This window comes from Kribbella sp. NPDC050124 (genome assembly GCF_044460355.1).
Taxonomy (GTDB): domain Bacteria; phylum Actinomycetota; class Actinomycetes; order Propionibacteriales; family Kribbellaceae; genus Kribbella.
In genome coordinates, this window is the sequence record NZ_JBITJU010000015.1 from 117,069 (window position 1) to 141,610 (window position 24,542).

Here is a 24,542-nt window from a genome sequence, read left to right on the forward strand (position 1 = left end):
ACCACCGAGCCATGGTCCAGGCACAGGACGTCGCACGACGCAACACGCACTGCGTCCTCGACGACCGACCACGTCGTGTGCCCGAAGGTGCTCAGGGGTTGACGGGCTCGCGTGGCGTTAGGAGGTCTTGTGGCGGGCGCCGCCTTCGAGGTGGACTGTCTCGCCGGAGATGAAGCCCGCGCGGAGTAGCCACATGACCGTGTCGACGACGTCGTCGGATTCGCCGTACCGTCCGACCAGCGTTCCGGCGGCACTCTTGCTCAGCAAGCCGGCCTTGCCGTCGCCCAACCGGTCCCAAGCGCCCGAGTCGACGACACCGGGCGAGATGGCGTTGACCCGCACCGGGGCGAGGTCCGCCGCGAGGTGGCGCGCGACGTACTCGACCGCACCATTGGTCACCCCCTTGACCAGCGAGCCTGGTCCCGGTCGCCACCCGACGACGCCGGAGAACAACACGATCGACCCGTTCGGCCGCAGCACCGGCGCGAAGTGCTTGGCGACCAGCAGCGGTCCGATCACCTTCGCCGTGAACGCGGCCATCAGCTTGTCGTGATCCAGTTCGACAGCCCGAACGTCGTGCGGCGCCGAACCGGTCGTCACGATGTGGTCGATCCCGTCCGCGAGCCGGGTGGCCGCAGCGGCCATCGTCGTCTCGTCCTGCAGATCGATGCGCACCGCGGTCGCGTCGATCTCGGCCGCCAGCGCCTCGGCGGCCGCCAGATCACGTGCACCGATCACCACGTCGTACCCGTCGTTCACCGCACGCCGCGCGACTGCCGCCCCTAGCGCCCGTGCACCGCCGATGACCAGGATCCGTTCCACTGTCGTCACTCCCTCTCGTAGGATCGGACCTCACGGTATGGATTTGATACCGGTATCTTCAACGGAACTGGGAGCACCCATGGGCAAGGCGTACAACGTGATGGCGGCGACCTGCCCGAGCCGAACCGTGCTCCACCGCATCGGCGCCCGCTGGACCGTGTTCGTCGTCAACGCCCTCGCCGACGGCCCTCGCCGCTTCACCGACCTCAAAGCACACATTCAGGGCATCACGCCAAAGGTCCTGACCGAGACCCTCCGCTCGCTCGAGGTCGACGGCCTGATCAGCCGGCACGAGTACGCCGAGAACCCGCCACATGTCGAATACGCCCTGACACCACTAGGCCGCTCGCTCCTCGTCCCGCTCCGCGCCGTACGACTCTGGGCCGAACAACACGTCCCCGACATCGAAGCCGCCCGCGCTCGTCACGACGACCAGACGTACGCCGACCCGGTGTGAAGACCACGCCTGGCTGACCCGACAGTGGGCTGACATCGAAGCCGACTTCCGCGCCCTAACCCGGTTCATCGCACTGATTGTGGTGATCGGGATGACGCTGAGGTTGTGCGGAGTTCTCGGGCTTGACCCGGGTTCGGGTGCGGCAGAGGCTGGCTGGTGGAGGGTGGCTGAAAGGAGACGGTGGGATGGCGAAGGTGCTGATTCTTACTGGTGACGCTGCGGAGGATCTGGAGGTGTACTACCCCTACCAGCGGTTGCTGGAGGAGGGATACGAAGTACACGTGGCTGCGCCAGAGGTGAAGAAGCTGCAGTTCGTGGTGCATGACTTCATCGACGGGTTCGACACGTACACCGAGAAGCCGGGGCACACCTGCCAGGCTGACGTGGCGTTCGCCGACGTGGATCCGGCGGAGTACGTCGCGGTGGTGATTCCGGGTGGACGCGCGCCGGAGTACATCCGGAACGACGCGGACTGCCAGCGAATCGTGCAGCACTTCTACGGTGAGTCGAAGCCTGTTGCTCAGCTTTGTCACGGCCCGCTCGTCGCCGCGGCGGCAGGTGTCCTGAATGGACGCAAGACCTCGGCCTATCCAGCGCTGGCGATCGACATCCGTGCCGGCGGCGCGGAGTGGGTCGACGGTGACGCTGTCGTCGACGGCAATGTGGTCTCCGGTCGCGCGTGGCCGGATCACCCGGGCTGGATGCGCGCCTTCATGACGATCCTGAAGGAGCACGCACCGGCATAGCTCTCGACGTCCTGGTCGCCGGCGGCCAGTCCGCCGGCGACTCCGACCCACCTCCTGTGCGCGTGCCGTCGCGTGCTGGGTCGACTGCGGCGCGATCGACCGCGCTGGGCTCATCCGTGCCGGGGGAAGAGGGCATGGCGGGGGCAGCCGTACGGTCGGCGGGTGGGGGTGGTGTGGGAGTGATAGGTCACGCGCTGGTTTCCGTTCCGCGGCCGGCGACCCGGGTGGGTTGGGATCGCGCGATTGCCGTGGGGTTCGCGGTGGGGTCGGCGTGCTTCTTCATCGGGCCGTTCCCCGGGTTCGTCCAACTGGTGGGTGCCTCGGCGGATGGCGTGGTCTTCTTCGTCGGCTCCGTGTTCTTCACTCTCGCCGCCGCGATGGAACTGCGGGAGGGGACTGTTCGGCGGGGGCATCGGTGGGGGCGGGATCCGTCATGGTGGAGTGCTGCGGTGCAGTTTGTCGGGACTCTTCTGTTCAATCTCAGTACGTACTCCGCGATGCAGGAGAGCCTGTCGACGCAGCAGGAGAATCGGCTGATCTGGACGCCGGATGTGTTCGGCTCGGCGTGCTTTCTCGTGTCCGGGGTGCTGGCCTACCGGGTCGCGGCCGGACCGGGGTTCCACCCGCGGCGGATGGACCGTGCGGGTACGACGGCCGCCGTGAATCTGCTCGGATGCGTGCTGTTCGGCATCTCGGCCATCGCGTCGTTCGTCGTGCCGTCCACCGGTTCGATACTCAACCTGGCCGCCGCGAACTGGTGCACCGCACTCGGCGCCCTGTGCTTCCTCATCGGCGCCCTGCTGAGCCTGCCCCGTTCGCGTGACACCCGCCCGCCCACGGCGAGCTAGCTGTGCTCGCAACGCGCCGCAACTCCGAATGGTTGTTGGCTATCTGAGGTGGAAGACGTGGACCATGTGCGGTGTATCGACGAGGGTGTGCGGCGCCAACGCGTGGTAGGCCCAGACATGAACCCAGGCGTTGCCGGTTCGGACCGTGAGGACGGTCTTGAACATTCCGGGTGCGAAGTAGGTCAGTAGCAGGAAGACAACCGACAGGGCGGAATTGCCCGGTGAGTCGAAGACGATCCACGCGTCCCAGATGTGCAGCGCCGTGTAGGTGAGCCCACCGAGTATGACCGTGGCGGCGGTCGAGCCAGTGAGTCGCAAGAAGCGCGGTACCAAGATCGCGTAGATGAAGACCATGGAGGGCAGGACGGTGCCGGCGAGGTACAGCGTGAAGGTCATCGGAGCGCCGACCAGGATCTGACGGGCGGAAAGGTCGAAGATCGCCGGATCGAGCGTGGCGATCTGGACGAGCGATTCGACGCTGAGGATCACGCCGATGAGGAGCGCGTCGGCGCGGCGGTTGCCCGAGCGAAGGTTGAGCGCCTCGGCCGAGTAGCGGCGGCGGAAGTACAGGAGCGGAATCACCGCGTAGACGACGAGGTTGAAGCCTGCCCAGGTGATTGCCTCGGCGGGACTGACATGCTCGTGTGTTCCGTAGATCGATCCTGCGAGGTGAAGACCGAAGGGGTGCCATCCGGCGAGTCGGGCCAGGGCGAAGCCGAGGCCCAGCGTGCCTGCGGCGTAGAGAAGCAGGAACAGGGTTTCGCCGGCGGCCACCGATCGCCGCGGTGCGCGGCCGGCGAGGTCAGGCACGGCCCGTTTCCGGGTGAGCCAATAGGTCAATGCGGTGAGCAGCAGCACCTCGAGGAGAACGAGGTTGGCGTCCACCACGCGACCGAGCGGTGTCCGCGAAGCGGCGCTCGGCCAGTCGAACGGCAACGTGTCTCCCGCCACGGCGAGAGCCAGTGCGTTACAGGCGATCCAGCCCAGGGCGGCGAGGTGGACGCTGCGCCGGCGGAGCAGTGCGGGCAGACCACGTCGGCGCGGTTTCGCTTCTGGCTCGTTGATGAGGGTCACGGCGGCCTCCGGCAGGTTGGTAGTACGACTGTGCTACCAACGGAACGTAGCACGACTGTGCTATAAAAGACCAGTGCCAAAACTCGTGGACCCCGTAGAGCGCCGCGACGAGCTTGTCGAGGCGGTACTGCGAGTGGTACGCCGCGATGGCCTGGAGCATGCCTCGGTGCGCAACGTCGCGCGCGAGGCGGGGCTGTCGGTGGGATCGCTGCGGCACTACTTCGAGAGCCAGTCCCAGCTGATGGTCTTCGCGTTCCGGACGGTCATCGAGCGGATCGAGGCCCGCCTCGCGAGACTGGAGCCCGAGCCTGACCCGAGGCGACGAGCCGAGCGCACACTGGCTGAACTGCTACCGCTCGATGACGACCGGCGGGCCGAGAACGAGGTCTGGTTGGCGTTCACGTCCCGAGCCATGGTCGACTCGTCGCTGCGCGTCCTGCGAGACGAGGGCTACGCCGCGCTCGAAGCCGGCTGTCGAGCGATGCTGACCGACCTCTCGGCGGCCGGTCTCGCCCCGAGCGACGTTGAGGCTGAGGCTGAGCGGTTGCACGCCTGGCTCGACGGTCTCGCTGTGCACGCGGCTATGCGGGCGGATGTCTACACGGCCGAGAAGCTGACAGCCGCCATTTCATATCACCTCGATGCGCTCGCTAGCCAAGGAACCGTCGCTGTGAGAAGGCAACGACCGCGCTAGAGCCGTGCGGTGCTCGGACAGATCGGCAGACCATCCCCGCCGGCACACCTCTCCGAACCCGGCCTAGGCGTCGACCGGCAACAAGAAGCTCTTCCTTGACGACGAGCACAACAACCACGTCCACGTCCGCGTCCGCTCGGCCTGAGCTGGGGGTGGGGTGCTCGGTGGGTGGGATGGGGTGGGTCGGATGCAACCCAGGCCACGCCCACGCCCGACGTATCGACCTCACCGAGCCCGACGGAGACCCCGACCCCCACGCCGACCGGAACGGAAACGCCGACCGAAACGCTGACTCAGCCCTGACGTCGCGCTCAGGCGATTCGGCGTGCGCCGGCTTGGGAGTGGGTTGCCAGGAAGTCGAGCAGCAGGGTGTTCACGTGGTCGGGTGCGTCGAGTTGTGGCCAATGGCCGATGCCGTTGATCCGCTCGTAACGCCACGGGCCATGGACGAAAGCAGCGGTGCCGGTCAGTGCTTGTTCGGTGATGGCGAGATCCTCGGTGCTCCAGATCCCCATGGTCGGCGCCTGGATGGGCGGGAGCTCCGTCGGAGGTCGGATCAGCGACTCCGGTGGCAGGATCGCCCGGTACACCGCGAGGCTCGCGACGAGGGCCGCGGGATCGCGGAGGCGCGCGATGACGGAGTCGATGTCCGGGTGCCTGCTCCAGTCGCGCAGGTTGGCGAAGTCGTCGGCGGCAAGCCAGTGTTCAGCGACGCCGGGGAACTGGAACAGCAGCATGTACCACGACTTCTCGCGCTGGGCCCAGCCCGCGGCGGCGAACGCCGCTGGGTGGCCGACCGACAGGCAGGTCAGGGTGTTGACCCGCTCAGGCGCCAGGGCAGCGAGTACGGCGCCGATCGCACCGCCCCAGTCGTGGCCTACGACATGGGCCCGGGGTGCCTCGAGGACATCGAGGATCCCGATGAGGTCGCCGACGAGTTGGATGATTCCGTAGCTCTCGACGGCGCCGGGTTTGTCGGACTGACCGAATCCGCGAAGGTCAGGTGCGATGGTTCGATAGCCGACCGCGCCGAGTGCGGTGATCTGGTGGCGCCAAACCTCGTGACAGTCGGGCCAGCCGTGGAGTAGCAGGACGGGCTCGCCGTCGCCGCAGTCCTCCACCTCGAGGGTCGTTCCGTTGATGTCCAGTCGCATGGCGAGCTCCCTACTGGTTTGCCGCGATCGTGGAGAGGAGCTCCGCACGGTCGGGGCCAGGGGTTGGGTACTGCGGGGCGTTGGCGCCGAGCGTGAGGACCTTGGCCACCATGCCTGGGGCCGCCAGCGCCTGCTGGGGTGTGCACAGCATCGACACCACGGACGCGTACGCACGCAGTACGTCGGGATCGCGGTATGCGGCCGCATACAGTGCTTTGCTCATCGCCCAGTTGGCGTCTGAGGTGCGGTAGGTCTCGCCGGTGACGTCGGCGGCGATCTCGTTCAGCCGGTGCCGGTCGAAGGCCAGAGTCATCCGGTACAGCGGGGCGACCGTACTCTCGGTGATCTCGTCGAACCGCCGTACCAGCTTCTCCGGCTGGTCCGGCCCGACGTCGCGGAGCAGGTCGCGGAGTGCGCACGCGTGCAGCATCCCGATCGACGCGCCGCGGCCGAGCGAGGGGTTGGTGCACGCCCACGCATCGCCGACCGCGACGAGCCCGGTGACCACAGGTTCGCCGTCAACGACGAACCGGCGGTACCGATCCTCGATGCCGGCGATCACCTGGACGTCGGTGATCGGCTCGGCCGCTCCCCAGTGGGCGACCGTCGGGTAGAGCTTCAGCGCCGCGTGCCAGGCGGAGGTGTCACGGAGCCCGCGCAACTGCTTGTCCCGCCCAGACGTGATGAACCCGACGCCCCAGGTGTCGTTGTCACAGGGAAGAGTCAGGATCGACAGGCTGTTGAAGTGCTGGAGCAGCGTGCCCTGTGCCCTGGGGCGGGATCCGTCCGCTGAACGGAAGTGGCGGGCGTAGTACACGAATCCTGAGTCCTCGCGTTCCTGGTACGGCGTGCGGCCGCCGGCGGACTCGAGCATCGTCCCGACCTGTGACCGTCGTCCGGTCGCGTCGACGACCAGATCGGCAGGCAGTACGGCGCCGCCGTCGAGCACGACCCCGGTCACGTGTGGCGCGGCTGCGACCGAGCCGCGACCGGTAAGCAATCCGGTGACCGTGACGCCGCGGCGGATCGAGATACCGGGGGTTCGCTGTGCGACTGCGGCGGCTGCTGCCTCCAGGACCGGACGCCGGGCGGTCACCGTGTCGAAGCGCTCGTCGCCGTCGCGCCGGCCACCGGTGATGGCTGATGGCAACTCCTCCAAGACGTTCACCCGGGTGCCGCCGAAGGCGATCAGCTGTTCGAGCACGGTTGGTAGCTCTTGCTGCACGAGCGTCCGCCAGCGGGGCAGCATGAAGTGCAACTGCCGGAACTGGTTGACCCCCGGCCGCTGCCAGTTGTGCCAAACGCGTGCGACGTCGGCGCCGGGAGCTGAGTCGTCTCGTTCCAGGATCGTCACGCTGTGGCCGTCACGGGCCAGCAGCATCGCGGTGGCCAGGCCGTTGAGGCCGGCGCCCAGTACGAGGATTTCCGCCATGTCGCACCTCCGGAGCTGAATCGGTGCCGGAAGCGTGCGGCACCGGCCTGCTCACCCTCCAGGCCAATCGCTGTCCAATCACTGTCCGAACGCCGTCCTGGATGTCCGTCCGTCTTGACCGCCAACCGGGCGAGAGGCAGGTTGGACTGAGAATGCTCGGAGTGCCGGAGGGGGGTGGCACATGACGAGCCGTGGCAAGTCGACACCGACGGCACAGCTCGGCGCGATCACGGTGGCTGATCGGCTTCGGCAGGCGCGGCGCCGGCGGTTCGTGGGGCGCACCGGCGAGCTCGAGCTGTTCCGGAGCGCGTTGACGTCAGGCGAGCCCGGCTTCACGGTGCTGTTCGTCCACGGGCCGGGAGGGATCGGGAAGACCACCTTGCTCGGCGCTCTCGCCGAGACCGCCGTACAGGCGAATGCGACGGCGGTGCGTCTCGACGCCCGGACGATCGAGCCGTCGCCGCCCGCGTTCTACGCCGCACTCGGCGGAGCTCTCGGCCTGCCGGACCAAGCGGGAGCTCTGGAGAGCCTCGCTGCGTACCCTCGCCCGATTCTTTTCATCGACACCTACGAGCAGCTGGCTCCGCTGGACAACTGGCTGCGTGAGGAGTTCCTGCCCGCGCTTCCCGCGGACGCGCTGGTCGTGGTGGCCGGGCGGACGCCGCCGTCGCCGCAGTGGGCGAGCGATCCAGGCTGGGGCGAGCTGTTACGAGTGGTTGCCCTGCGCAACCTGCAACCGGACGACGCGCGCGCATACCTGCACGCCGCGGGCGTGCCCGCGGCCTTGCACGGACAGGTGCTCGAGATGACTCACGGCCATCCGCTGGCACTGTCCCTGCTGGTCGATGTCGTCGAGCAACACCGGGGTGCCGTCGCGCCGGGCCTGTCTCTGCAGGAAACGCCGGACGTGGTTCGGGTGCTACTCGAACACTTCGTCGAGTGGGTCCCCAGCCCACGGCACCGCGAAGCGCTGGAGGCCTGCGCGCACGCACGGTTCACCACGGAAGACCTGCTGCGCACCGCGCTGGGCGGCGACGACGCGCACGAGCTGTTCGGCTGGCTGCGTGGGCTGTCGTTCATCGAGGAAGATCCGTACGGCGTGTTCCCGCACGACGTGGCCCGCGACGTCCTCGACGCGGATCTGCGCTGGCGCGACCGGGCGTCGTACGCCGACCTGCACCGGCGGGTACGGCGGCATCTGGTCGAGCAGGCACGCCGTACCAGGGGACTGGAACAGCACCGCTGGGCCGCCGACATCATCTTCCTGCACCGCAACAACCCGGCGATGCGAAGCTTCTGGGACTGGGAGTCCTTCGGGCACGCGTTTCCCGACGAGCTCCACGACGAGGACCGCGCGCCGATCCTCGCGATGACCGAGCGGCACCAATCGGCCGAGCAGGCCGAGCTGGTGGCGCACTGGATGGGGCATCCGGCTGCGACGTTCATCTCCATCCGGGCCGGAGCCGGCGAACCGATCGGCTACGGCGGGATTCTCACGCTCGATCAGGTCGGTGAGTCCGATCTCGCCGTCGACCCCGGCGCCGCGGCGATCTGGGATTACGCGCAGCGGCATGGTCCGCCGCGGAGGGGCGAGAGCGTGCATGCGGCCAGGTTCCTGATGGATCGCGACGCCTACCAAAGCCCGTCGGCGTCGAACAACGTGATCACCGCGTGGCACATCCAGCACATCCTCACCGCCGCGGGGCTGTCGTGGGACTTCATCGCGTGTTACGAGGACGCAGCCTTCTGGGAGCCCTTCTTCGCCTACATCGACTACCACCGGGCCCACGAGGCGGAGTACGACGTCGGCGGCCATCACTACGCGGTGTTCGCCCACGACTTCCGGCGACTGGGGCCGCTGGGTTGGCTGGAGCTGATGTCCGACCGGGAGATCGGTGCGCCTGCCGGACCACCGACCGGCGCGGATCCGGAGCTGGTGCTGTCGCAGCCCGAGTTCGCCCAGGCGGTCCGTGCCGCGCTGCGGTCCCTGCACCGTCCGGACCAGCTCGCCGGCAATCCGCTCCTACGCTCCAGGCTGATCCGCGACCACGGTGAGGCATCCGCCGACACACTCCGTGCCCTCGTTCTGGAGGCTGCTGAATCGCTCCGGGCAGACCCCCGTGACGACAGGCCGTTCCGGGCTGTCGACCGTACCTTCCTCCGACCGGCCACCACCCAGGAACGCGCCGCCGAGGTGCTCGGCCTCCCGTTCACCACCTACCGCCGCCACCTCACCCGCGGCGTCGACCGCATCATCGACTACCTATGGACCCGCGAACTCCACGGCCCCCAGGCCGAGCCGGCCTGAGTTCGCTGACCTGAACGCCTTCAGTTTTCGGAGGGTTGGGCCGAGACTCGAAGAGGCGGGAGGTTCGTCTTGTGGTCCCGCCCGGGGGCGACAGTCGGGGGAGGGCTCATGTCCGAGCAAGTCGAGGTAGTGCGCGCGGTGTACGACGCGTTCACGCGCGGTGACATCGCGGGAATGCTGGGGATGCTGGACCCGCAGGTGGAGTGGATCGAGGCCGAGCACGCGACGCTGTGGCCGGGTGGACCGATCTACGGTCCTGACGAGGTCGCGGCACAGGTGCTGTCTCGCATCCCCGAGCTGTTCGGGGACACCTTCCGGATCAAGGTCGAGCGGCTCCATGAGTGCGGTGACACGGTCGTCATGCAAGGCCGCTACACCGCCACTGCGCGGGCCACGGACACGGACCTGTCGGTGCCGGTCGTTCATGTCTGGGACATCGCGGGCGGCAAGGTGGTGCGGTGGCAGCAGTACACCGACACCTGGATGTTCGCCGAGGCAACCAACATCCGGCCACTCGAGCGCTCGACCACCACCTAGCTTCCTTCGGCAGAAGGTTCTCGGGGACTCCGGTGGTGTCACAAACCGGGTCAGGATTCGGTCCCTGTTTCAGAGGAGTTCGTCGTGCCGGCGGATTCCGTGAAGGAGAGCTGATGCCATGAGGTGGCTGCTGAGGGCGGCGTGTCGGAGTGTGGATCCGGAGCTGTTCTTTCCGATCGGGACGACTGGGCCGGCTGTGCGGCAGATCGAGGCTGCGAAGCAGGTGTGCCGGCGGTGTGAAGTGGTTGACGCATGCCTGGAGTGGGCGTTGCGGACCGGGCAGGACGCCGGCGTGTGGGGCGGGTTGTCCGAGCTCGAGCGTCGTGACTTGAGGCGCCGGCTCCGGGAGACCGACCCTGCAGAGTCGCTGCCGAGATAGGCGCAGCCCGCCTGCCGGTGGGCAAGTGGGCTGCTGTTGTGAGCTGTTACTTGCAGGCGTAGACGATCGGGACGAGTTCGCCGGAGCTGACGTCGTACCCGGCGGCTGTCCACTTGGTGTTGGGCTCGAAGATGTGCTCCAGGAGAGTGCCCTGGGGGAAGGTGATCTTCGTGCCGTCGCTCTTGATGATCACCGACGGGTAGTCGCCGAGTGGGCCGAAGCGGCCCTCGGTGACGGCGTCGAGGGAGCTGTCGAGGTCGACCACTCGATCCTCGAGCTGCACGATGCGGGTGGTGCCGGTGTTCCAGAGCAGGCCGGTGACGTCGTCGATGTCGGTGTCGCCGCCGGCGATCCAGCTGCCTTCGATGTCACGCGCCCAGACGCCGGTGTCGTTGATGCCGGGCAGTTGTGAGGGCTCGCTGGCGTAGAGGGTCGTGCCGCTCGGCACGGGGATCAGCCGCGGTTGTCCGCCCGCGGGCCAGACGAACGGGATGTTCTGGCCGAGTGTCTCGTCCCAGGTCGTGCCGAGGATGTCCTGGTTCTTGTTCATCGCGGTCAGACTGCTGATCTGCAGGGTGGTGGGCTCGAGGATGCGGTACGAGTTGGTCTTGACCGAGTAGATCCAGTGGTCGGTCCGCGTCATGCTGCTGGTGGTCCCGACGACGAGTCCGCCCTCGATCACCGAGTAGGCGAACGACTCGCCGTCCGGCTGTGAGGCGAGCCAGCGCGGTACGCCGTTCACCCAGAGCACAGCCTGGCCGTGCATGCGTCCCTCCCGATTCGCTTCACCGAGGATGTAGCGGCCGGACGGGTCCGCCGTACGCGCCTTGCTTGACCCTGGCAGCGAGTCAGCAGGCAGTTTGAGGACGTGCTTCGTGCAGTTCGCCGGCCCGGCTGCTGCGGCCTGGGCGGCCGGTAGCGCTGTGACGAGCAGGGTGGCGGTGGCCGCGACGGCGGCCAATCGTCGAATCATGTCTTTCCCCCAAGACGAATGGCCCCTTCCCCACAGGGGCACCGTGCGATGTCAGACGCAGATGCTCCACCAGAAGTTCGGCAGCGAGTCGAACTGATTGTGCGACTACCATTCCGTACAGTGATTTGTTCGCAATTCCGGATGCATTCCGGCAGCATTCCCTTCGCAGGGCCGACCGAGAAACCGGGGAGCTTGCCACCATGTCACGGGCCAGACGAGCGTTACCGCACGGGAAAGGTTGGGGCAGCGGGCTTCTGCTTGCTGTGGGATTTGTCGGAGCGGCCGTTGCGGTCGTGGTCGTCGGCGCCCAGCTTCAGGACGACAGCGGGCGGCAGGGTGGTCAGCCGCCGTCATCGCTGCCAGGCACTGTCGCGTCGGCGTCCGGGACGCTCGGTACGACGTCCACCCTCGAGGCGACCGACTCGGCCGCGGCGTGCGTCGCCCAGATCGCCGCTGCCGAACAGGTCGTGAAGGCCGCGCGGATCGCGGCCGGGCACTGGCGGGAGCATGTCCAGGCCCGTACGGATCTGATGACCGGGAAGAACACCGAAGCGACGACCAAAGCGATCTGGAAGCGGACTCGGCTCGCCGGACCGGCTGATGTCAGTCAGCTCGCCACGGCCACGTCCGCCTACGCCAAGGTCGTTCGCGGGTGCGAGGGGCTGACCAGCCCGGATGCCGCGGCCTGTCGAGAGCGCCTGACTGCACTCGAGGTAGCCGCGGCCAGCGGGCGTGCTGCGAGCGGCGACTGGGCCGCGCATCTCGCGATGATGCGAGCCCACGCGGCCGGCGACTTCGGCGCCGAACATGCTCAGGAGATGTGGGTCTCGGCATGGGAGAACGCGGCGAAAAACCTCAACGCGTTCGCCCGGTCCGACGCGGCACTGGCCAACGCCCCGGCGTGCCGGTCCGAATGATCGCCAGTGCGCGAGCCAGGGCAAGAGCTAACGGGGCTCAGTAGCAAGCGCGGCGGGCGGTTTCGCGGAAGGCCGGCAGGGCGGGGTTGCTGTTGTCTGCGGACCAAGCGAGTTGGAGGGTGAGCTCGTGCCCGTCGAGGGGGACGAAGCGGACGCCGGCCATCGACACCGCTTGGTAGGAGGAGGCGACGGCGGTGACGCCGAGGCCTGCGGCGACCAGGCCGAGCGCGGAGATGCCGCTGGCCTCCTGGACGATGTCCGGGCTGAATCCGGCGGCGCGGCAGGCCGCGATGAACTCGTCGTACGCGAAGACGGACCGGTGGCGCGGGAAGAACACGAACGGCTCGCCGGCGAGCTCGGACAAGGCGATCCGGTCGCGGTCCGCCAGCCGGTGATCCAGCGGTACTCCGGCCAGTAGCGGCTCGGTGAGCAGGGTTTCCAACTGGATGCCCGGCGGCGCCGCCGAGGCGCGCACGAAGCCGGCATCGACACGACCAGCATTCAGCGACACCAGTTGCTCGTCGTCGGAGCTCTCGCTGATCCGGAAGCTGATCTCGGGGTGCGTCTTCCGGTGCGCCCGGATGATCGTGGGCAGCAAGGCGGGTGCGACCGATGGAAGGATCGCGACGGCCAGCTCGCCCCCGCCACCCTGGGCAGCGAGCCGGGCCAGCCGTACGGCGCGATCGGACTCGGTCAGCGCCCGTCGCGCCTGCTCGAGGACTGCTTGGCCGGCTCGGCTGAGCGTGACCCGCCGACTGGTCCGGTCGAACAGCCGGACTCCCAGGATCCGTTCCAGGTCGCGGATCTGCCGGGACAGGGCCGGCTGGGTGATGCGCAGCCGCTCGGCGGCGCGGCCGTAGTGGAGCTCGTCGGCCACCGCAGCGAACGACCGCCACAAGCGCCCATCCACATCCATGCGGCCACGTTATCAATCATGAACCAAGAGGCCTTGGACATCATCGATGGCTCACGGTTGGCTGGAATCGTCGAAAGGATGCCGACGATGACCCGACCCCTGACGCCCGGCACGCGCGGGCTGATCGCCGATCCGGATGCGCAGACCGCGATCTGGTTCCTGGGCGTGCTGTCTCAGGTGCGCGTGACCGGTGAACAGACTGGCGGATCCTTCTCGCTGACGGACAACCTGGGCCGGCACGGGGACGCCAGCCCGGTCCATGTCCACGAGCGTGATGACGAGATGTTCCTGGTGCTCGATGGCGAGTTGCGCGTCCTCGTCGGCGACGACGAACACACCGCTGGTCCCGGCACCGCAGCCGTGCTGCCGAGGCGACTGCGCCATGCGTACGTCGTCACGTCGCCGACGGCACGTTTCCTGTCCCTCCACACGCCCGCCGGGTTCGAGCAGTTCGCAGCCGAGGTCGGCCGTCCTGCTCCGACGCTCACGCTGCCGCCCGAACCTGTGGAGCCGCCGGACTTCGCCGTACTCGCAGAGACCGCGGCTCGTCACGGCATCACCGTCCTGGCTCCGCCGCCCCAGCCGTAGACGTGGGAACTCTGCTAAGGGCCGTCTCGGTCGCGGCGGCTGGATCGTTGCCGGCGCGACCTTCTCGATCCCGGTCTGCGCGAACGGCCGGTCGCCACTATCGGCGCACGCTGGGGACTGACCAGCCCTGGGCATTTCACCGCGCCTTCAAACGCCGCTTCGGCTTGCCGCCGGCCGAGTACCGCGCCGTCCACGGTGCGCGGGGAGGCAGCACTACGGCTGTGCACGGCTGGCGTACGACGGCTGTCTGAGAGAAGCCGCATCGCTGGGGTTGTTCGGGGGTACCGGATGCGTTGGGGACGGCAGGGGAGTGACCATGATGCGTCGGCGCGGCGCGGTCCACGGGGACAGGGAGTCCGACGACATCGAGGTCGGGCTGGATGAGCTGCTGGGAACTCGTGACTCCGGCGTACGGGAAGATGCCGGCGCTGACGAGCCGATCCCGCAGGACGAGGCGTACCCGGAGGACGAGGCGTATCGGGAGGGTGAGCCTCGGGTGCCGGGGGCGTCGCTCGGCGCCGCGTTCTTCGGCTGGTTGGTCGCCTGCGGCACCGCCGTACTCCTGCTGGCGTTGGTTGGCGCCGTGTGCACGCTGATCGGGTGGGACAGACTCGCCGCCTGGGCGGGCGACGAGACCAGCACCGGCCGGCTGTACGTCGGCGGTTGGATCGTTTTCGTTCTGTCGATGGGAGTTGCCGCGTTCGCGGGAGGCTACGCCGGCGGGCGGATGGTGCCGTCGCACGGCGACCGGCAGGGCTTGGGCGTCTGGCTCTTCGGCTGGGCCGCTGCCGGCCTCATCCTCGGCCTGGGCTATTTGGTGGATCGCAAGTACGACGTCGTGGAGCGAATCGACTGGCCGTCCGTCCCCGTCGCCGAAGCCGACCGCCCATGGGCGACTCTGGCTGCCCTCATCGCGATCCTCCTCATCACCCTGCTCGGCTCAGTACTCGGCGGCACCGCAGGCAACAACTGCTACGGCAGGCTGACCCTCCTCAGGAAAGGGTGATCAGGCGGGAGCCGTGGGCGGGGACGGACTTGGCGGTCCAGGACTTGTTGGACTTGCCGAGGTCGCGGTGGTTCACCAGGTCGCGGAGCTGTCGGTTGCCGTGTACGCCGAGTTGCTGCCAGGTGACCGTGATGTCGGCCGGCTGGTCGCCGAGGTTGTAGACCGCGACCGCGAGGCGGCCGTCCGGTAGGCGCTTCTTCCAGACCTGCAGCGTTCCGGCGGTGACCTGAGTCGGGATCACGCCGGCCTGGTCGACGGCGATCACTTCGCGGTTGGTGAGGATCGACACGGCCTTGTCGTCGATGTTCGAGAGGTCGCCGCCGACGTACAGCGGTGAGGAGGCCATCGACCAGAACGTCATCACGCTCTGCCGCTCGACGTCGGTGATGCCGTCCTGGATTCCGCGGCCGGTGTTGTTGTTGATCGGCATCGAGTCGAGGTCCGGCCAGTAGTTCGGCTCGACCACGTCGAGCCACTTCGGCAGGTCCTCCCACCGGTTGTCGACCGAGCTCGTCCAGGTCGACACGGTGTTGCAGTAGCACTCGACGTCGGTGTCGACGCGGACGCTGTTCGCCCACGGCCGCAGGCCTTCGCCCGCCTCGCGTGGGATCGGCCAGGCGCTCGCGGTCAGCCACATCTTGCGGCCGCTCTGGTCGATCGCCTTCGACCAGGCTTCGATGTCGGGGATGTTGTCGGTGGTGACGCCGTCGATCTTGACGAAGTCGACGCCCCAGGACGCGAACCGGTCCGCGATCGAGTCGAAGTAGGCTTGTGCGCACGGTTTGGTGAAGTCGATCTTCCAGTCGCCGCCCCACATGTTGGTCGGCGTCAGCGGCATCACGGTGATGTCCTGGGTCGTGCAGTCGGTGCCGAGGATCGGGGCGTTCTTGTCGTAGATCGGCTTCTGCAGACCGGCGCCGCCGTACAGACCGAGCTTGAGTCCCTTGCCGTGGACGTACCTGGCCAGGCTGGCGATGCCGTTCGGGAAGCGCTCGGGGTCGGCCTCGGGGATGCCGTTGGCGTCCGTGCGGAACTGCCAGTCCCAGTTGGCGTTCCAGCCCGCGTCGAGGTTCACGTTCGTGTACCCGGCCTGCTTCAGGTTCGCTGCCATGGCGTCGGCGGTGTCCTTGATGTGCTCCTCGGTGAGCCACTTCGTCCCGTAGTCGGGGTGCGTCGAGGACTGGACGCCGGAGTCCGTGGGTGTCGCCGGGGCATCGGGGAGCCGTCGACGTCGTCGCCGGAGGCGTGGGCCGCGGCGGCCGCCGCCGTACGGATGCTGCACGACGCGCCCCGAGATCGCCGAGGCTGCGTTGACAGCTCCGGTATTGCTCAGTGATTATTGAGGCAATGGACGTTGAGGTGCGGTCTCTGGTGGAGCGGGCTCGGGTGCATGCGGCGCTTGGGGATCCGGCTCGGTTGGCGATTGTGGATGCGTTGGCGGTGGGGGACGCGGCGCCGGGGGAGTTGGGGGCGTTGCTGGAGATGCCGACCAACTTGGTGGCGCATCACCTGAAGGTTCTGCAGGAGGCCGGCCTGGTGATCCGGGGGAGGTCCGAGGGTGACCATCGCCGGACCTATGTGCGGTTGGTGCCGCAGGCGTTGTCGAAGGTGGGGATTCCTCCGTTGAGCGCGGTCCCGCGGGTCGTGTTCGTGTGCACGCACAACTCGGCGCGTTCGCAGCTGGCTGCCGCGATCTGGTCGCGCCGGAGTCACGTCCCGGCGACGTCAGCCGGGACTCAGCCGGCGGAGCGGGTGCATCCGCGGGCAGTGAAGGTGGCGCGGCGGCGTGGGCTTGACCCGGAGAAGTGGCGCACGAGTCAGGTGAACGACGTGGTGAAGCCGGATGATCTGGTGATCGCGGTGTGCGACATCGCGTATGAGCACCTGCCGGCGGAGGCCCGGCCGCGAGTGCATTGGTCGGTACCGGATCCGGCGCCGGCGGACACGGATGCGGCCTTCGAGGCCGCGTACGACGAGATCGCCGGCCGGATCGAGCGGCTGGCGCCACTGGTTGCACAGAGCAAGAGGAAGAAGGCCGGCGCATGACCGAAGTCAGTAGGTACCACCGGGAAGACTTGTCCATCGACCAGCACCTCGCGTTGCGTACGGCGGCCTCCCGGCTGGGCGAGCAGTTCGCCGGAATCTACGGGCCGGAGACGATCGAGCGGTTCCTGCACTCGAGCTACGACCAGTTCGCCACCGGTAGCACGGTGCCGAACTTCCTTCCGCTGCTGGCAGAACGCTTCGCCCGCCAGCGGCTGACGGCACTCGCGCGAGTGGAAGGCCACCATGACGATGGCCGTCCGGTCGTCTTGTTCCTGTGCGTGCACAACGCCGGCCGCAGTCAGATGGCGCTAGGGTTCTTCGAACACCTGGTCGGCGACCGCGCCATCGGGTGGTCGGGTGGCTCGGAGCCGGGCGTCGAGGTGAACCAGGCAGCGGTGGCCTCGATGGCCGAGCGTGGCATCGACATCTCGACCGAGTACCCGAAGCCATGGACCGACGAGGTGGTCCGGGCAGCGGATGTCGTGATCAGCATGGGCTGCGGCGATGCCTGCCCGATCTTCCCCGGCAAGCGGTACGAGGACTGGGTTCTCGACGACCCCGCCGGCCTCGAGGTCGCCGACATCCGCCCGATCCGCGACGAGATCGAGCGTCGCGTCCGGCAGTTGCTCGACGAGCTCGACGTACATGTCGTGAGCGGCCGGTGAACACGACTCCGCTGTGGCGACGGACAGTTGCCGAGGGCATCGGAACCGGTCTGCTGGTCACCGTCGTCATCGGATCCGGGATCGCCGCGTCCAGGCTGTCGGCGAACGATGTCGGGCTCCAGCTCCTGGAGAACGCGTTCGCGACGGCACTCGGCCTCGCCGTCCTCATCCTGATGATCGGGCCGGTGTCGGGTGCGCACTTCAACCCGGTGGTGTCGGCCGTCGACTGGTGGCTCGGCCGGAGCAGCGGCACCGGCCTGACCGCTCAGGACCTCACCGCCTACATCCCGGCGCAGATCGTCGGCGCTGTGCTGGGCGCCGTTCTGGCGAATCTCATGTACGGCGAAGCCGCGGTCTCATGGTCGACGACGGAACGGGCCACCGGGCAGCTGTGGCTGGGTGAGGTGGTCGCGACGGCCGGGCTGATCGTGCTGATCTTCGCCCTCGCGGCATCCGGCCGGGCCTCGGTCGCACCGGCCGCGGTCGGCGCCTACATCGGGTCGGCGTACTGGTTCACCTCCTCGACCTCGTTCGCCAATCCCGCGGTCACGATCGGGCGGGCGTTCAGCGATACCTTTGCCGGGATCGCTCCTGGCTCGCTACCAGGCTTCGTGATCGCGCAGGTGGTCGGCGCGGCAGTCGGTGTCGGACTGCTGGCGGTGCTGTATCCGGCTGCTGGGCGGGTCGCAGACGCTGTGGTGACTACATCTCAATCAACTGGAGCATCCAAGTGAGCAAGCCAAGTGTTCTGTTCGTCTGTGTCCACAACGCCGGCCGGTCGCAGATGGCCGCGGGCTGGTTGCGGCACCTGGCGGGCGACACCGTCGAGGTCCGTTCGGCCGGCTCCGCGCCGCGCGACCAGATCAACCCGGTGGCCGTCGAGGCGATGCGGGAGGTCGGGATCGACATCACCGGCGCGGTGCCGCAGTTGCTGGCGACCGAGACCGTCCGGGAGAGCGACGTCATCGTGACAATGGGCTGTGGCGACGCGTGCCCGATCTTCCCGGGCAAGCGGTACGAGGACTGGGAGCTCACCGACCCGGCCGGTCAGCCGATAGAGGTCGTTCGCCAGGTCCGCGACGAGATCCGCGGCCGGGTCGAAAAGCTCGTCGGCGAGTTGCAGGCGGCCTGAGCGTTGACCGCTAAATAGACGGCTGTGAATATAGACCTATGTCGACTCCGGGGGGAGCGCGGACGGTGGTCGTACCGCTGTCACGGGAGGACGCCGAGCGGCGCGCGGCTCAGCTGAGTGTTGTCGCGGATCCGACGCGGCTTCGTCTGATGAGCCTGGTCCTGACCCACCCGGCCGGTGAGATGAGTGCGGGTCAGCTCGCCGCGGAGTTCGATCAGTCGCTCACCGCGATCAGCCATCACTTGCGGCTGCTCTGCGAGGCCGATCTGCTGACGCGGGAGCGGCGGCAGTCGTTCAGCTACTACCGGCCGACACATCACGCCGTCGCGCAACTGGCGACCTTGCTCGGGGTGGAGGTGCCCGAGCAAGGCGGAGCTCGTGAGGCCGGGTTCGATCTCAGCTCGGCCGTTGTCGATCGGCAGCTCGAGCGCATCGCGGAGCAGTTGGCGACCCGCTTCACGGGGACCTTCTCGCCGGAAACGGTACGGCGGTACGTCGGCGAGAGCTACGACATGCTGGCGGCCCGGTCCCGGGTCCGCAGGTTTCTCCCATCCCTGACCGCGAACTTCGCGGCCGAGCGGCTGACCGCCCTCGCGAAGGCGGAGGGCAAGACGCGGACCAGCGTCTCGGAGGTCCTCTTCGTCTGCGTCCGCAACGCGGGCCGGTCACAGATGGCGGCAGGCCTGCTGAGCCAGTTGGCCGGCGACCGGGTCCTCGTGCGGTCGGCCGGTTCGTTGCCCGTGGCGCTCGTCGACGCGAACGTGGTCACCGCCATGGGCGAGGTGGGCGTCCAGCTCGGCGGCGCGTACCCGAAGCCGTTGACCGACGAGATCGTGCGGGCCGCCGATGTCGTCGTCACCATGGGCTGTGGCGACGCCTGCCCGGTCTACCCCGGTAAGCGCTACCTCGACTGGCAGATCGAGGATCCCGAAGGACGGCCACTGCCGGAGGTCCGCAAGATCCGCGACGAGATTCGTCGACAAGTCCTGGAGCTCGTCGCCGAGCTGTCCGCGCCTGTCTGATCAGAGGGCGGCGACAAGGTCGCGGGCCGTCCGACCGGCTCCGATCAGCGTGGCCGAGGCGGGCCCGGTCCAGTCGCCGTACCCGATCAGGTGCAGACGTTGCTCCTTGATGGCCTGGGTGCCGTCGGTTGGGATCCGGCCGTCGGGTCCTCGCAGACCCAGAGCGGTCAGATGGCCAAGGGCGGGGCGGAAGCCGGTGCACCAGATGATCGTGTCGAAGGACGACTCGCTGCCGTCGTCCCATCGGACACCGTGGTCGACCAACTGTGTGAAGGGCCATCGGGCATGGAGTACGTCGCGGTCGCGGGCCTCCCGCACGCTGTCGACCATCACGATGTCGCCAAGGCCGGCGACTCCAGCGGAGTCTGGTTCGCCGACCTGGCGGGCGCGGTGCCGGCGCGTCGCGATCTCGAACAACGCCCGGCCGTCCACGTCGTCAGGGAGGAACCGCGGCGGTCGCAGCGTGATCCAGGTCGTCGCCGCGACCTGCGAGACCTCGGCGAGGATCTGCGCGGCCGAGTTGCCGCCGCCGACGATCAGCACCCGTTGGCCGGCGAAGTCCGATGCGCGTCGGTAGCCCGCGGTGTGCACCCGGCGGCCGGCGAACGATCCCGGGTACGCCGGAACGAACGGACGCGACCACGTACCCGTCGCAGACACGACTGCCTCTGCCTCCCAGTCACCACGAGTGCTGTGCACCTGAAGCAGCCCGTGACGGCCGCGCGTGACGGATTGCACCGAGACGGAGCGCCGTACGTCGAGGCCGTAGCGCTGCTCGTATCGGGTCAGGTAGTCGACGACATGAGACGCCAGCGGATAACCGGCGTCGCCGGTCCAAGGCGGCATCATCCAGCCGGGCAGCGATGAGTACTGGGTGGGGGAGAAGGTCCGCAGCGTCGGCCACAGCTGCGCCCAGGCTCCGCCCGGCTGCGTCGCGGCGTCGAGGATGACGAAGTCCTTGCCCGGGACCAGGCCTGAGCGTCGCAGGTAGAAGCCTGTCGCGAGGCCTGCTTGTCCACCGCCGATGACGACGACCTGCACCATCTCGGGCGTCAGACGGTGGTCGGAGTCGGGACCGACAGGAGCGTGGACAGCCAGGTCAGGCGTTCGGGGCGCGGCCAGTAGTAGACCCAGGTGCCGCGGCGCTCGCAGTCGACCAGGCCGGCCTCACGCAGGACCTTGAGGTGGTGGGAGATGGTCGGGCCGGAGACGTCGAACTGCGGGGTGATGTCGCAGACGCAGACCTCGTCGCCGGCCGAGGCGATGATCGACATCAGCCGCAGCCGGACCGGGTCGGCGAGAGCCTTGAAGACCGCGGCGCCCTCGGCTGCCGCGGCAGGCTCCAGGGCAGCGTCCATGATCGGGACGCAGCAACCGCCGCCGACGGGCTCGAGGGAGAGCTGCTGTTTTGACATGCGTCTATCTTGACTTATGTCTAATCAGGAGGCAAGGTGGAGCTCGTTGATTAGATGAGCATCAACTCAGGTCACCGGCGCGGCTTCCGGGCGCCCGGGCCTGTACAGAGTCTTGGGGAGTTGCAATGAGCGTTTCATCGAAGGACCTTCCGGTCGTGGTCATCGGGGCGGGACCGGTCGGTCTGGCCGCCGCCGCGCACCTGGCCGAGCGCGGCCTGGAGTTCGTCGTACTGGAGTCCGGCCCGAGTGTCGGCGCGGCGATCGACGAGTGGCGGCACGTGAAGCTGTTCAGCCCGTGGCGCTACGACATCGACGGCGCCGCCCGCCGGCTGCTGGAGCAGACCGACTGGATCGAGCCCAACCCGGACGACCTGCCGACCGGCGGGGACCTGATCGACGCCTACCTGGCCCCGCTGGCGAAGACGCCGCAGCTCGGTGACCGGATCAAGTACGGCGCTCAGGTGACCGCCGTGACACGGGTCGGGTTCGACCGGATCCGGACTGCTGGCCGCGAGGACGCGCCCTTCCTCGTGCGCCTGGCCGACGGCGAGGAGGTCCTGGCCCGCGCGGTCATCGACGCGGCGGGGACATGGCGCCGGCCGAACGTGCTGGGTGGTTCCGGCATTCCCGCACGGGGAGAAGCCGAGGCGGCGGACGTGATCTCGGCGGCCCTGCCGGACGTGCTGGTGCGTGACCGTGAGCGCTTCGTGGGTCGCCGTACGGCGGTTGTCGGGGCGGGTCACTCGGCGGCGACGACGCTGCTGGAGCTCGGCGATCTCGCTGCGCAGGAGCCGGGCACGGAGGTGCTGTGGGTGGTTCGCGGTGCGGACCAGGCCCGGACCTACGGCGGCGGCGCCGACGACGAGCTTCCGGCCCGCGGCGCGCTCGGCACTCGGCTGAAGAAGCTGGTGCAGTCCGGCCACGTGGAGCTGGTGAGCAGCTTCCGGATCGAGGCGATCAACCGTACGGCGGATGGTCGCGTGGAGCTGACCGCGGGGGACCGGTCGGTTGTCGTGGACACGGTGGTGAACTCGACCGGCTTCCGGCCGGATCACGACATGGTGGGAGAGTTGCGGCTCGACCTCGACCCGATCCTGGGATCCACCCGCGCGCTGGCCCCGTTGATCGACCCGAACCAGCACTCCTGTGGAACGGTCCCGCCGCACGGTGTCGACGAGCTCGAGCACCCCGAGCCGGGCTACTTCGCCGTCGGCGCGAAGTCGTACGGCCGGGCGCCCACGTTCCTGCTGGCGACCGGCTACGAACAGGCCCGCTCGGTCGTCGCAGCGCTGTCGGGGGACTGGGACGCCGCGCGCGACGTACAGCTGAACCTGCCCGAGACCGGTGTCTGCTCGTCGAACCTCGCGTACGGCGACTCGGCCGACGAGGCTGCCGGCGGCTGCTGCGGCCCCGCCCCGCAGGCGGTCAGCATCGAGGCACCGGCTGGGCGCGGACTGGCCACGGGGATCAGCGGCGGTCTGCTGACGGTTGTCGAGGCCAAGCCGGCTACTCAGTCGGGCTGCTGCAACTGAGATGACGGCGAATCCGGGTCTGGTCGAGCGGCCAACGGCGGCGAGGCCCGGCACGCGCCGTTTGGTGGGCGCCCTCGCCGTCACTCAGACGGTCGGGTACGGCGTTCTGTACTACGCCTTCAGCGTCATCCTCGGTCCGATGAGCCGCGACCTCGGCATCTCGAACGCGACGGCCGCCGGCGCCCTGACCGTGGCGGTGCTGGTCGCCGGGCTGCTGTCCATCCCGGTCGGACGATGGCTGGATGCCCGGGGCGGACATGCGTTGATGACCACCGGATCGGTGCTGGGCTCGATGGCGGTGCTGGGATGGTCGCAGGTCCACAGCGCGGCACAGCTCTACGCCGTCTTCGTGCTGATCGGTGTGGCGTCCGCGATGGTTCTGTACGAGCCGGCGTTCGCGGTCGTCGTGGCCGTCACCGATCCGGCGCGGCGGGGGAAGGCGCTGCTCGGCATCACGTTGGTCGCTGGGTTCGCCAGCTCGATCTTCATTCCGCTGACCGGTCAGCTGGTTGCCCGCGTGGAGTGGCGGCCGACGTTGGCGGTTCTCGCGGTCCTGCTGGCGATGGTCACGGTGCCGCTGCACGGTCTGGCCTTGCGGCGCACCGCGCCCGTGCTCGACCGGGCAGAGCGGCACCGGCGAGGATCGCCCGGGTGGGTGTTGCGTGATCCCGCGTTCTGGTTGCTGGCGGTCACCTTCGTGCTGCATGGTGCCGCGCTGGCCGTGATCGCCGTACATCTGGTCCTGTATCTGGTCAGCCTCGGCCACCCGGCCGCGCTGGCCGCGTCTCTGGCGGGGCTCCTCGGACTGCTGTCGGTCACCGGCCGGGTGGTCACGACCCTGTCGACCCGATGGTTGCCGATGGCCACCATCGCGGGCGTGATCTTCGTCGGGCAAGGGGTGGCGATGGTCCTGCTGCCCGTCGTCGGGCGTCAGGTGCCAGGAGCCATCGCGTGCCTGGTCCTGTTCGGACTCGGCTTCGGCGTCGCGTCGATCGCGACACCGGCCATCCTGCTCGACCGGTACGGCGCCGCCGGCTACGGCACGATCGCGGGAACTCTCGCCGCGCCGGTCCTGGTTGCCAAGGCCTCCGCGCCACTTGGTGGTGCGCTCCTGGTTGCCGCCGTGGGCTACCGGCCGCTCGTCCTGTGCGTAGCGGGGGCTTGCGCGCTGGCCGGCGTACTCCTTCTGCTGCTGAAGTGGCGGCCTACTGCGCGAGCGGCATCTCCCCGGTGACCAGGAAGATGACGCGCCGGGCCATGGAGACGGCGTGGTCGGCGATGCGTTCGTAGTAGCGGCCGAGCAGCGCGAGGTCGACGGCGGCCTCGACCCCATGGGGCCAGGACGCGTCCATCATCAGCCGGAACTGGTTGCTCCGCAGCTTGTCCATCTCGTCATCGGTCGAGGCGATCTCCTGAGCGGCTGCCACGTCGCGGCTGTGGATGACGTCACCGGCCTGGTCGACCATCCGCCGTGCGACCTCGCCCATGTCCTCGATGAGGAACTCGAGGTCGACCGGGATAGCCGGCAACGGGTAGCGGAGCCGGGCGATCTTCGCGACGTGCGCGGCGAGATCTCCCATCCGCTCGAGGTCGGCGACCATGCGCAGCGCGGCGACCAGCATCCGCAGCTCGTCGGCGACCGGCGCCTGGCGGGCGATCAGGACGAACACCTTCTCCTCGACCATCTCGCCGGTGGCGTCGAGTTGGGAGTCCGCGCCGATGACCTCTTCGGCGAGGCCGAGGTCGGTCGTCAGCAGCGCGTTGGTCGAACGTCGTACGGCAGTCGAAACGGTCCGCGTCATGCGTTCGAGTTCGACGAGAATGTCGTCGAGCTGTTCGTGGTAGAGCTCACGCATGTGTTCCTCCGGTGGGTGTGGCC

The 24,542-nt window shown here is 68.5% G+C and carries 27 protein-coding genes; 17 read left to right on the forward strand and 10 right to left on the reverse strand.

What is annotated here, in order from left to right; translation table 11 throughout:
* Positions 1–117: 117 nt before the first annotated feature.
* Positions 118–831 (reverse strand): SDR family oxidoreductase, encoded by a 714-nt coding sequence (locus ACIBL3_RS29660; RefSeq protein ID WP_396356959.1) that lies wholly within the window; start codon positions 829–831, stop codon positions 118–120.
* Between the two features lie 70 nt (positions 832–901).
* On the opposite strand from ACIBL3_RS29660, the gene ACIBL3_RS29665 reads away from it, so the two are divergent.
* The 3 genes from ACIBL3_RS29665 to ACIBL3_RS29675 all read left to right on the forward strand — a co-directional run bounded on the left by ACIBL3_RS29665 (position 902) and on the right by ACIBL3_RS29675 (position 2,873).
* Entirely contained in the window at positions 902–1,279 is a 378-nt protein-coding gene (locus ACIBL3_RS29665) for a winged helix-turn-helix transcriptional regulator (protein ID WP_396356960.1), read from the forward strand.
* Positions 1,280–1,464: 185 nt separating this feature from the next.
* On the forward strand, positions 1,465–2,025 hold the full coding sequence (locus tag ACIBL3_RS29670; RefSeq protein ID WP_396356963.1) for a DJ-1/PfpI family protein: 561 nt from the start codon (positions 1,465–1,467) through the stop codon (positions 2,023–2,025).
* Positions 2,026–2,273: 248 nt separating this feature from the next.
* Positions 2,274–2,873, forward strand: a complete 600-nt coding sequence (locus tag ACIBL3_RS29675; RefSeq protein ID WP_396356964.1) for a hypothetical protein — start codon at positions 2,274–2,276, stop codon at positions 2,871–2,873.
* A 39-nt stretch (positions 2,874–2,912) separates the two neighbouring features.
* On the opposite strand, the gene ACIBL3_RS29680 is transcribed toward ACIBL3_RS29675, so the two are convergent.
* Positions 2,913–3,731 (reverse strand): hypothetical protein, encoded by an 819-nt coding sequence (locus tag ACIBL3_RS29680; RefSeq protein WP_396356965.1) that lies wholly within the window; start codon positions 3,729–3,731, stop codon positions 2,913–2,915.
* A gap of 289 nt (positions 3,732–4,020) precedes the next feature.
* On the opposite strand from ACIBL3_RS29680, the gene ACIBL3_RS29685 reads away from it, so the two are divergent.
* Positions 4,021–4,641, forward strand: coding sequence for a TetR/AcrR family transcriptional regulator (locus tag ACIBL3_RS29685; RefSeq protein ID WP_396356966.1), 621 nt, complete (start codon positions 4,021–4,023; stop codon positions 4,639–4,641).
* A gap of 311 nt (positions 4,642–4,952) precedes the next feature.
* Here the strand turns inward: ACIBL3_RS29685 and ACIBL3_RS29690 are convergent, their stop codons facing one another.
* Together ACIBL3_RS29690 and ACIBL3_RS29695 are read right to left on the reverse strand one after the other, a co-directional pair.
* Positions 4,953–5,795, reverse strand: coding sequence for an alpha/beta fold hydrolase (locus ACIBL3_RS29690; protein ID WP_396356967.1), 843 nt, complete (start codon positions 5,793–5,795; stop codon positions 4,953–4,955).
* 10 nt (positions 5,796–5,805) lie between these two features.
* Positions 5,806–7,227, reverse strand: coding sequence for an FAD-dependent oxidoreductase (locus ACIBL3_RS29695; RefSeq protein WP_396356968.1), 1,422 nt, complete (start codon positions 7,225–7,227; stop codon positions 5,806–5,808).
* Positions 7,228–7,408: 181 nt separating this feature from the next.
* Between ACIBL3_RS29695 and ACIBL3_RS29700 the strand changes: the two genes are divergently transcribed.
* The 3 genes from ACIBL3_RS29700 to ACIBL3_RS29710 all read left to right on the forward strand — a co-directional run bounded on the left by ACIBL3_RS29700 (position 7,409) and on the right by ACIBL3_RS29710 (position 10,451).
* Positions 7,409–9,535, forward strand: coding sequence for an ATP-binding protein (locus tag ACIBL3_RS29700; protein ID WP_396356969.1), 2,127 nt, complete (start codon positions 7,409–7,411; stop codon positions 9,533–9,535).
* A gap of 108 nt (positions 9,536–9,643) precedes the next feature.
* Positions 9,644–10,072 carry a nuclear transport factor 2 family protein gene (locus ACIBL3_RS29705; protein WP_396356970.1) on the forward strand — a complete coding sequence of 143 codons (429 nt, stop codon included), beginning with the start codon at positions 9,644–9,646 and terminating at the stop codon, positions 10,070–10,072.
* Positions 10,073–10,190: 118 nt separating this feature from the next.
* The gene (locus tag ACIBL3_RS29710; RefSeq protein ID WP_396356971.1) at positions 10,191–10,451 is read left to right on the forward strand and encodes a WhiB family transcriptional regulator; all 261 of its coding nucleotides are present in this window, start codon (positions 10,191–10,193) and stop codon (positions 10,449–10,451) included.
* Between the two features lie 46 nt (positions 10,452–10,497).
* Here ACIBL3_RS29710 and ACIBL3_RS29715 read toward each other — a convergent pair whose 3' ends face one another.
* Entirely contained in the window at positions 10,498–11,424 is a 927-nt protein-coding gene (locus ACIBL3_RS29715; protein WP_396356972.1) for a hypothetical protein, read from the reverse strand.
* Between the two features lie 263 nt (positions 11,425–11,687).
* Here ACIBL3_RS29715 and ACIBL3_RS29720 point away from each other — a divergent pair, with 263 nt between their 5' ends.
* Entirely contained in the window at positions 11,688–12,341 is a 654-nt protein-coding gene (locus ACIBL3_RS29720) for a hypothetical protein (protein WP_396356973.1), read from the forward strand.
* Positions 12,342–12,378: 37 nt separating this feature from the next.
* Here ACIBL3_RS29720 and ACIBL3_RS29725 read toward each other — a convergent pair whose 3' ends face one another.
* Entirely contained in the window at positions 12,379–13,257 is an 879-nt protein-coding gene (locus ACIBL3_RS29725; RefSeq protein ID WP_396356974.1) for a LysR substrate-binding domain-containing protein, read from the reverse strand.
* A gap of 87 nt (positions 13,258–13,344) precedes the next feature.
* Between ACIBL3_RS29725 and ACIBL3_RS29730 the strand changes: the two genes are divergently transcribed.
* Positions 13,345–13,845 carry a cupin domain-containing protein gene (locus ACIBL3_RS29730; RefSeq protein WP_396356975.1) on the forward strand — a complete coding sequence of 167 codons (501 nt, stop codon included), beginning with the start codon at positions 13,345–13,347 and terminating at the stop codon, positions 13,843–13,845.
* A 316-nt stretch (positions 13,846–14,161) separates the two neighbouring features.
* Complete coding sequence (locus ACIBL3_RS29735; protein WP_396356976.1) at positions 14,162–14,851, forward strand: hypothetical protein; 690 nt, start codon at positions 14,162–14,164, stop codon at positions 14,849–14,851.
* Here ACIBL3_RS29735 and ACIBL3_RS29740 read toward each other — a convergent pair.
* Entirely contained in the window at positions 14,838–16,133 is a 1,296-nt protein-coding gene (locus tag ACIBL3_RS29740; RefSeq protein WP_396356977.1) for a glycoside hydrolase family 27 protein, read from the reverse strand. The genes ACIBL3_RS29735 and ACIBL3_RS29740 overlap by 14 nt on opposite strands.
* Positions 16,134–16,198: 65 nt before the next feature.
* Here ACIBL3_RS29740 and ACIBL3_RS29745 point away from each other — a divergent pair, with 65 nt between their 5' ends.
* From ACIBL3_RS29745 to ACIBL3_RS29765, 5 genes are read left to right on the forward strand one after another with little or no spacing between them, the layout of a single operon-like run.
* On the forward strand, positions 16,199–16,897 hold the full coding sequence (locus ACIBL3_RS29745) for an ArsR family transcriptional regulator (RefSeq protein ID WP_396356978.1): 699 nt from the start codon (positions 16,199–16,201) through the stop codon (positions 16,895–16,897).
* Positions 16,894–17,562, forward strand: coding sequence for an arsenate reductase ArsC (locus ACIBL3_RS29750; RefSeq protein ID WP_396356979.1), 669 nt, complete (start codon positions 16,894–16,896; stop codon positions 17,560–17,562). Before ACIBL3_RS29745 ends, ACIBL3_RS29750 begins: the two co-directional genes overlap by 4 nt.
* Entirely contained in the window at positions 17,559–18,296 is a 738-nt protein-coding gene (locus tag ACIBL3_RS29755; RefSeq protein ID WP_396356981.1) for an aquaporin, read from the forward strand. Before ACIBL3_RS29750 ends, ACIBL3_RS29755 begins: the two co-directional genes overlap by 4 nt.
* Positions 18,293–18,694 (forward strand): arsenate reductase ArsC, encoded by a 402-nt coding sequence (locus tag ACIBL3_RS29760; protein ID WP_396356982.1) that lies wholly within the window; start codon positions 18,293–18,295, stop codon positions 18,692–18,694. Before ACIBL3_RS29755 ends, ACIBL3_RS29760 begins: the two co-directional genes overlap by 4 nt.
* Positions 18,695–18,732: 38 nt before the next feature.
* Complete coding sequence (locus tag ACIBL3_RS29765) at positions 18,733–19,716, forward strand: metalloregulator ArsR/SmtB family transcription factor (protein ID WP_396356983.1); 984 nt, start codon at positions 18,733–18,735, stop codon at positions 19,714–19,716.
* Here the strand turns inward: ACIBL3_RS29765 and ACIBL3_RS29770 are convergent, their stop codons facing one another.
* Both ACIBL3_RS29770 and ACIBL3_RS29775 read right to left on the reverse strand, forming a co-directional pair.
* Positions 19,717–20,760, reverse strand: a complete 1,044-nt coding sequence (locus tag ACIBL3_RS29770; protein ID WP_396356984.1) for an ArsO family NAD(P)H-dependent flavin-containing monooxygenase — start codon at positions 20,758–20,760, stop codon at positions 19,717–19,719. It lies immediately after the preceding gene.
* An 8-nt stretch (positions 20,761–20,768) separates the two neighbouring features.
* Entirely contained in the window at positions 20,769–21,131 is a 363-nt protein-coding gene (locus ACIBL3_RS29775; RefSeq protein WP_396356986.1) for an ArsR/SmtB family transcription factor, read from the reverse strand.
* A gap of 125 nt (positions 21,132–21,256) precedes the next feature.
* Here ACIBL3_RS29775 and ACIBL3_RS29780 point away from each other — a divergent pair, with 125 nt between their 5' ends.
* Both ACIBL3_RS29780 and ACIBL3_RS29785 read left to right on the forward strand, forming a co-directional pair.
* Positions 21,257–22,663 carry an FAD-dependent oxidoreductase gene (locus ACIBL3_RS29780; protein WP_396356987.1) on the forward strand — a complete coding sequence of 469 codons (1,407 nt, stop codon included), beginning with the start codon at positions 21,257–21,259 and terminating at the stop codon, positions 22,661–22,663.
* A gap of 1 nt (position 22,664) precedes the next feature.
* Complete coding sequence (locus tag ACIBL3_RS29785) at positions 22,665–23,897, forward strand: MFS transporter (RefSeq protein WP_396356989.1); 1,233 nt, start codon at positions 22,665–22,667, stop codon at positions 23,895–23,897.
* Here the strand turns inward: ACIBL3_RS29785 and phoU are convergent.
* On the reverse strand, positions 23,869–24,519 hold the full coding sequence (gene phoU / locus ACIBL3_RS29790; protein WP_396356990.1) for a phosphate signaling complex protein PhoU: 651 nt from the start codon (positions 24,517–24,519) through the stop codon (positions 23,869–23,871). The two genes, ACIBL3_RS29785 and phoU, sit on opposite strands and share 29 nt — an antisense overlap.
* Positions 24,520–24,542: the final 23 nt, after the last annotated feature.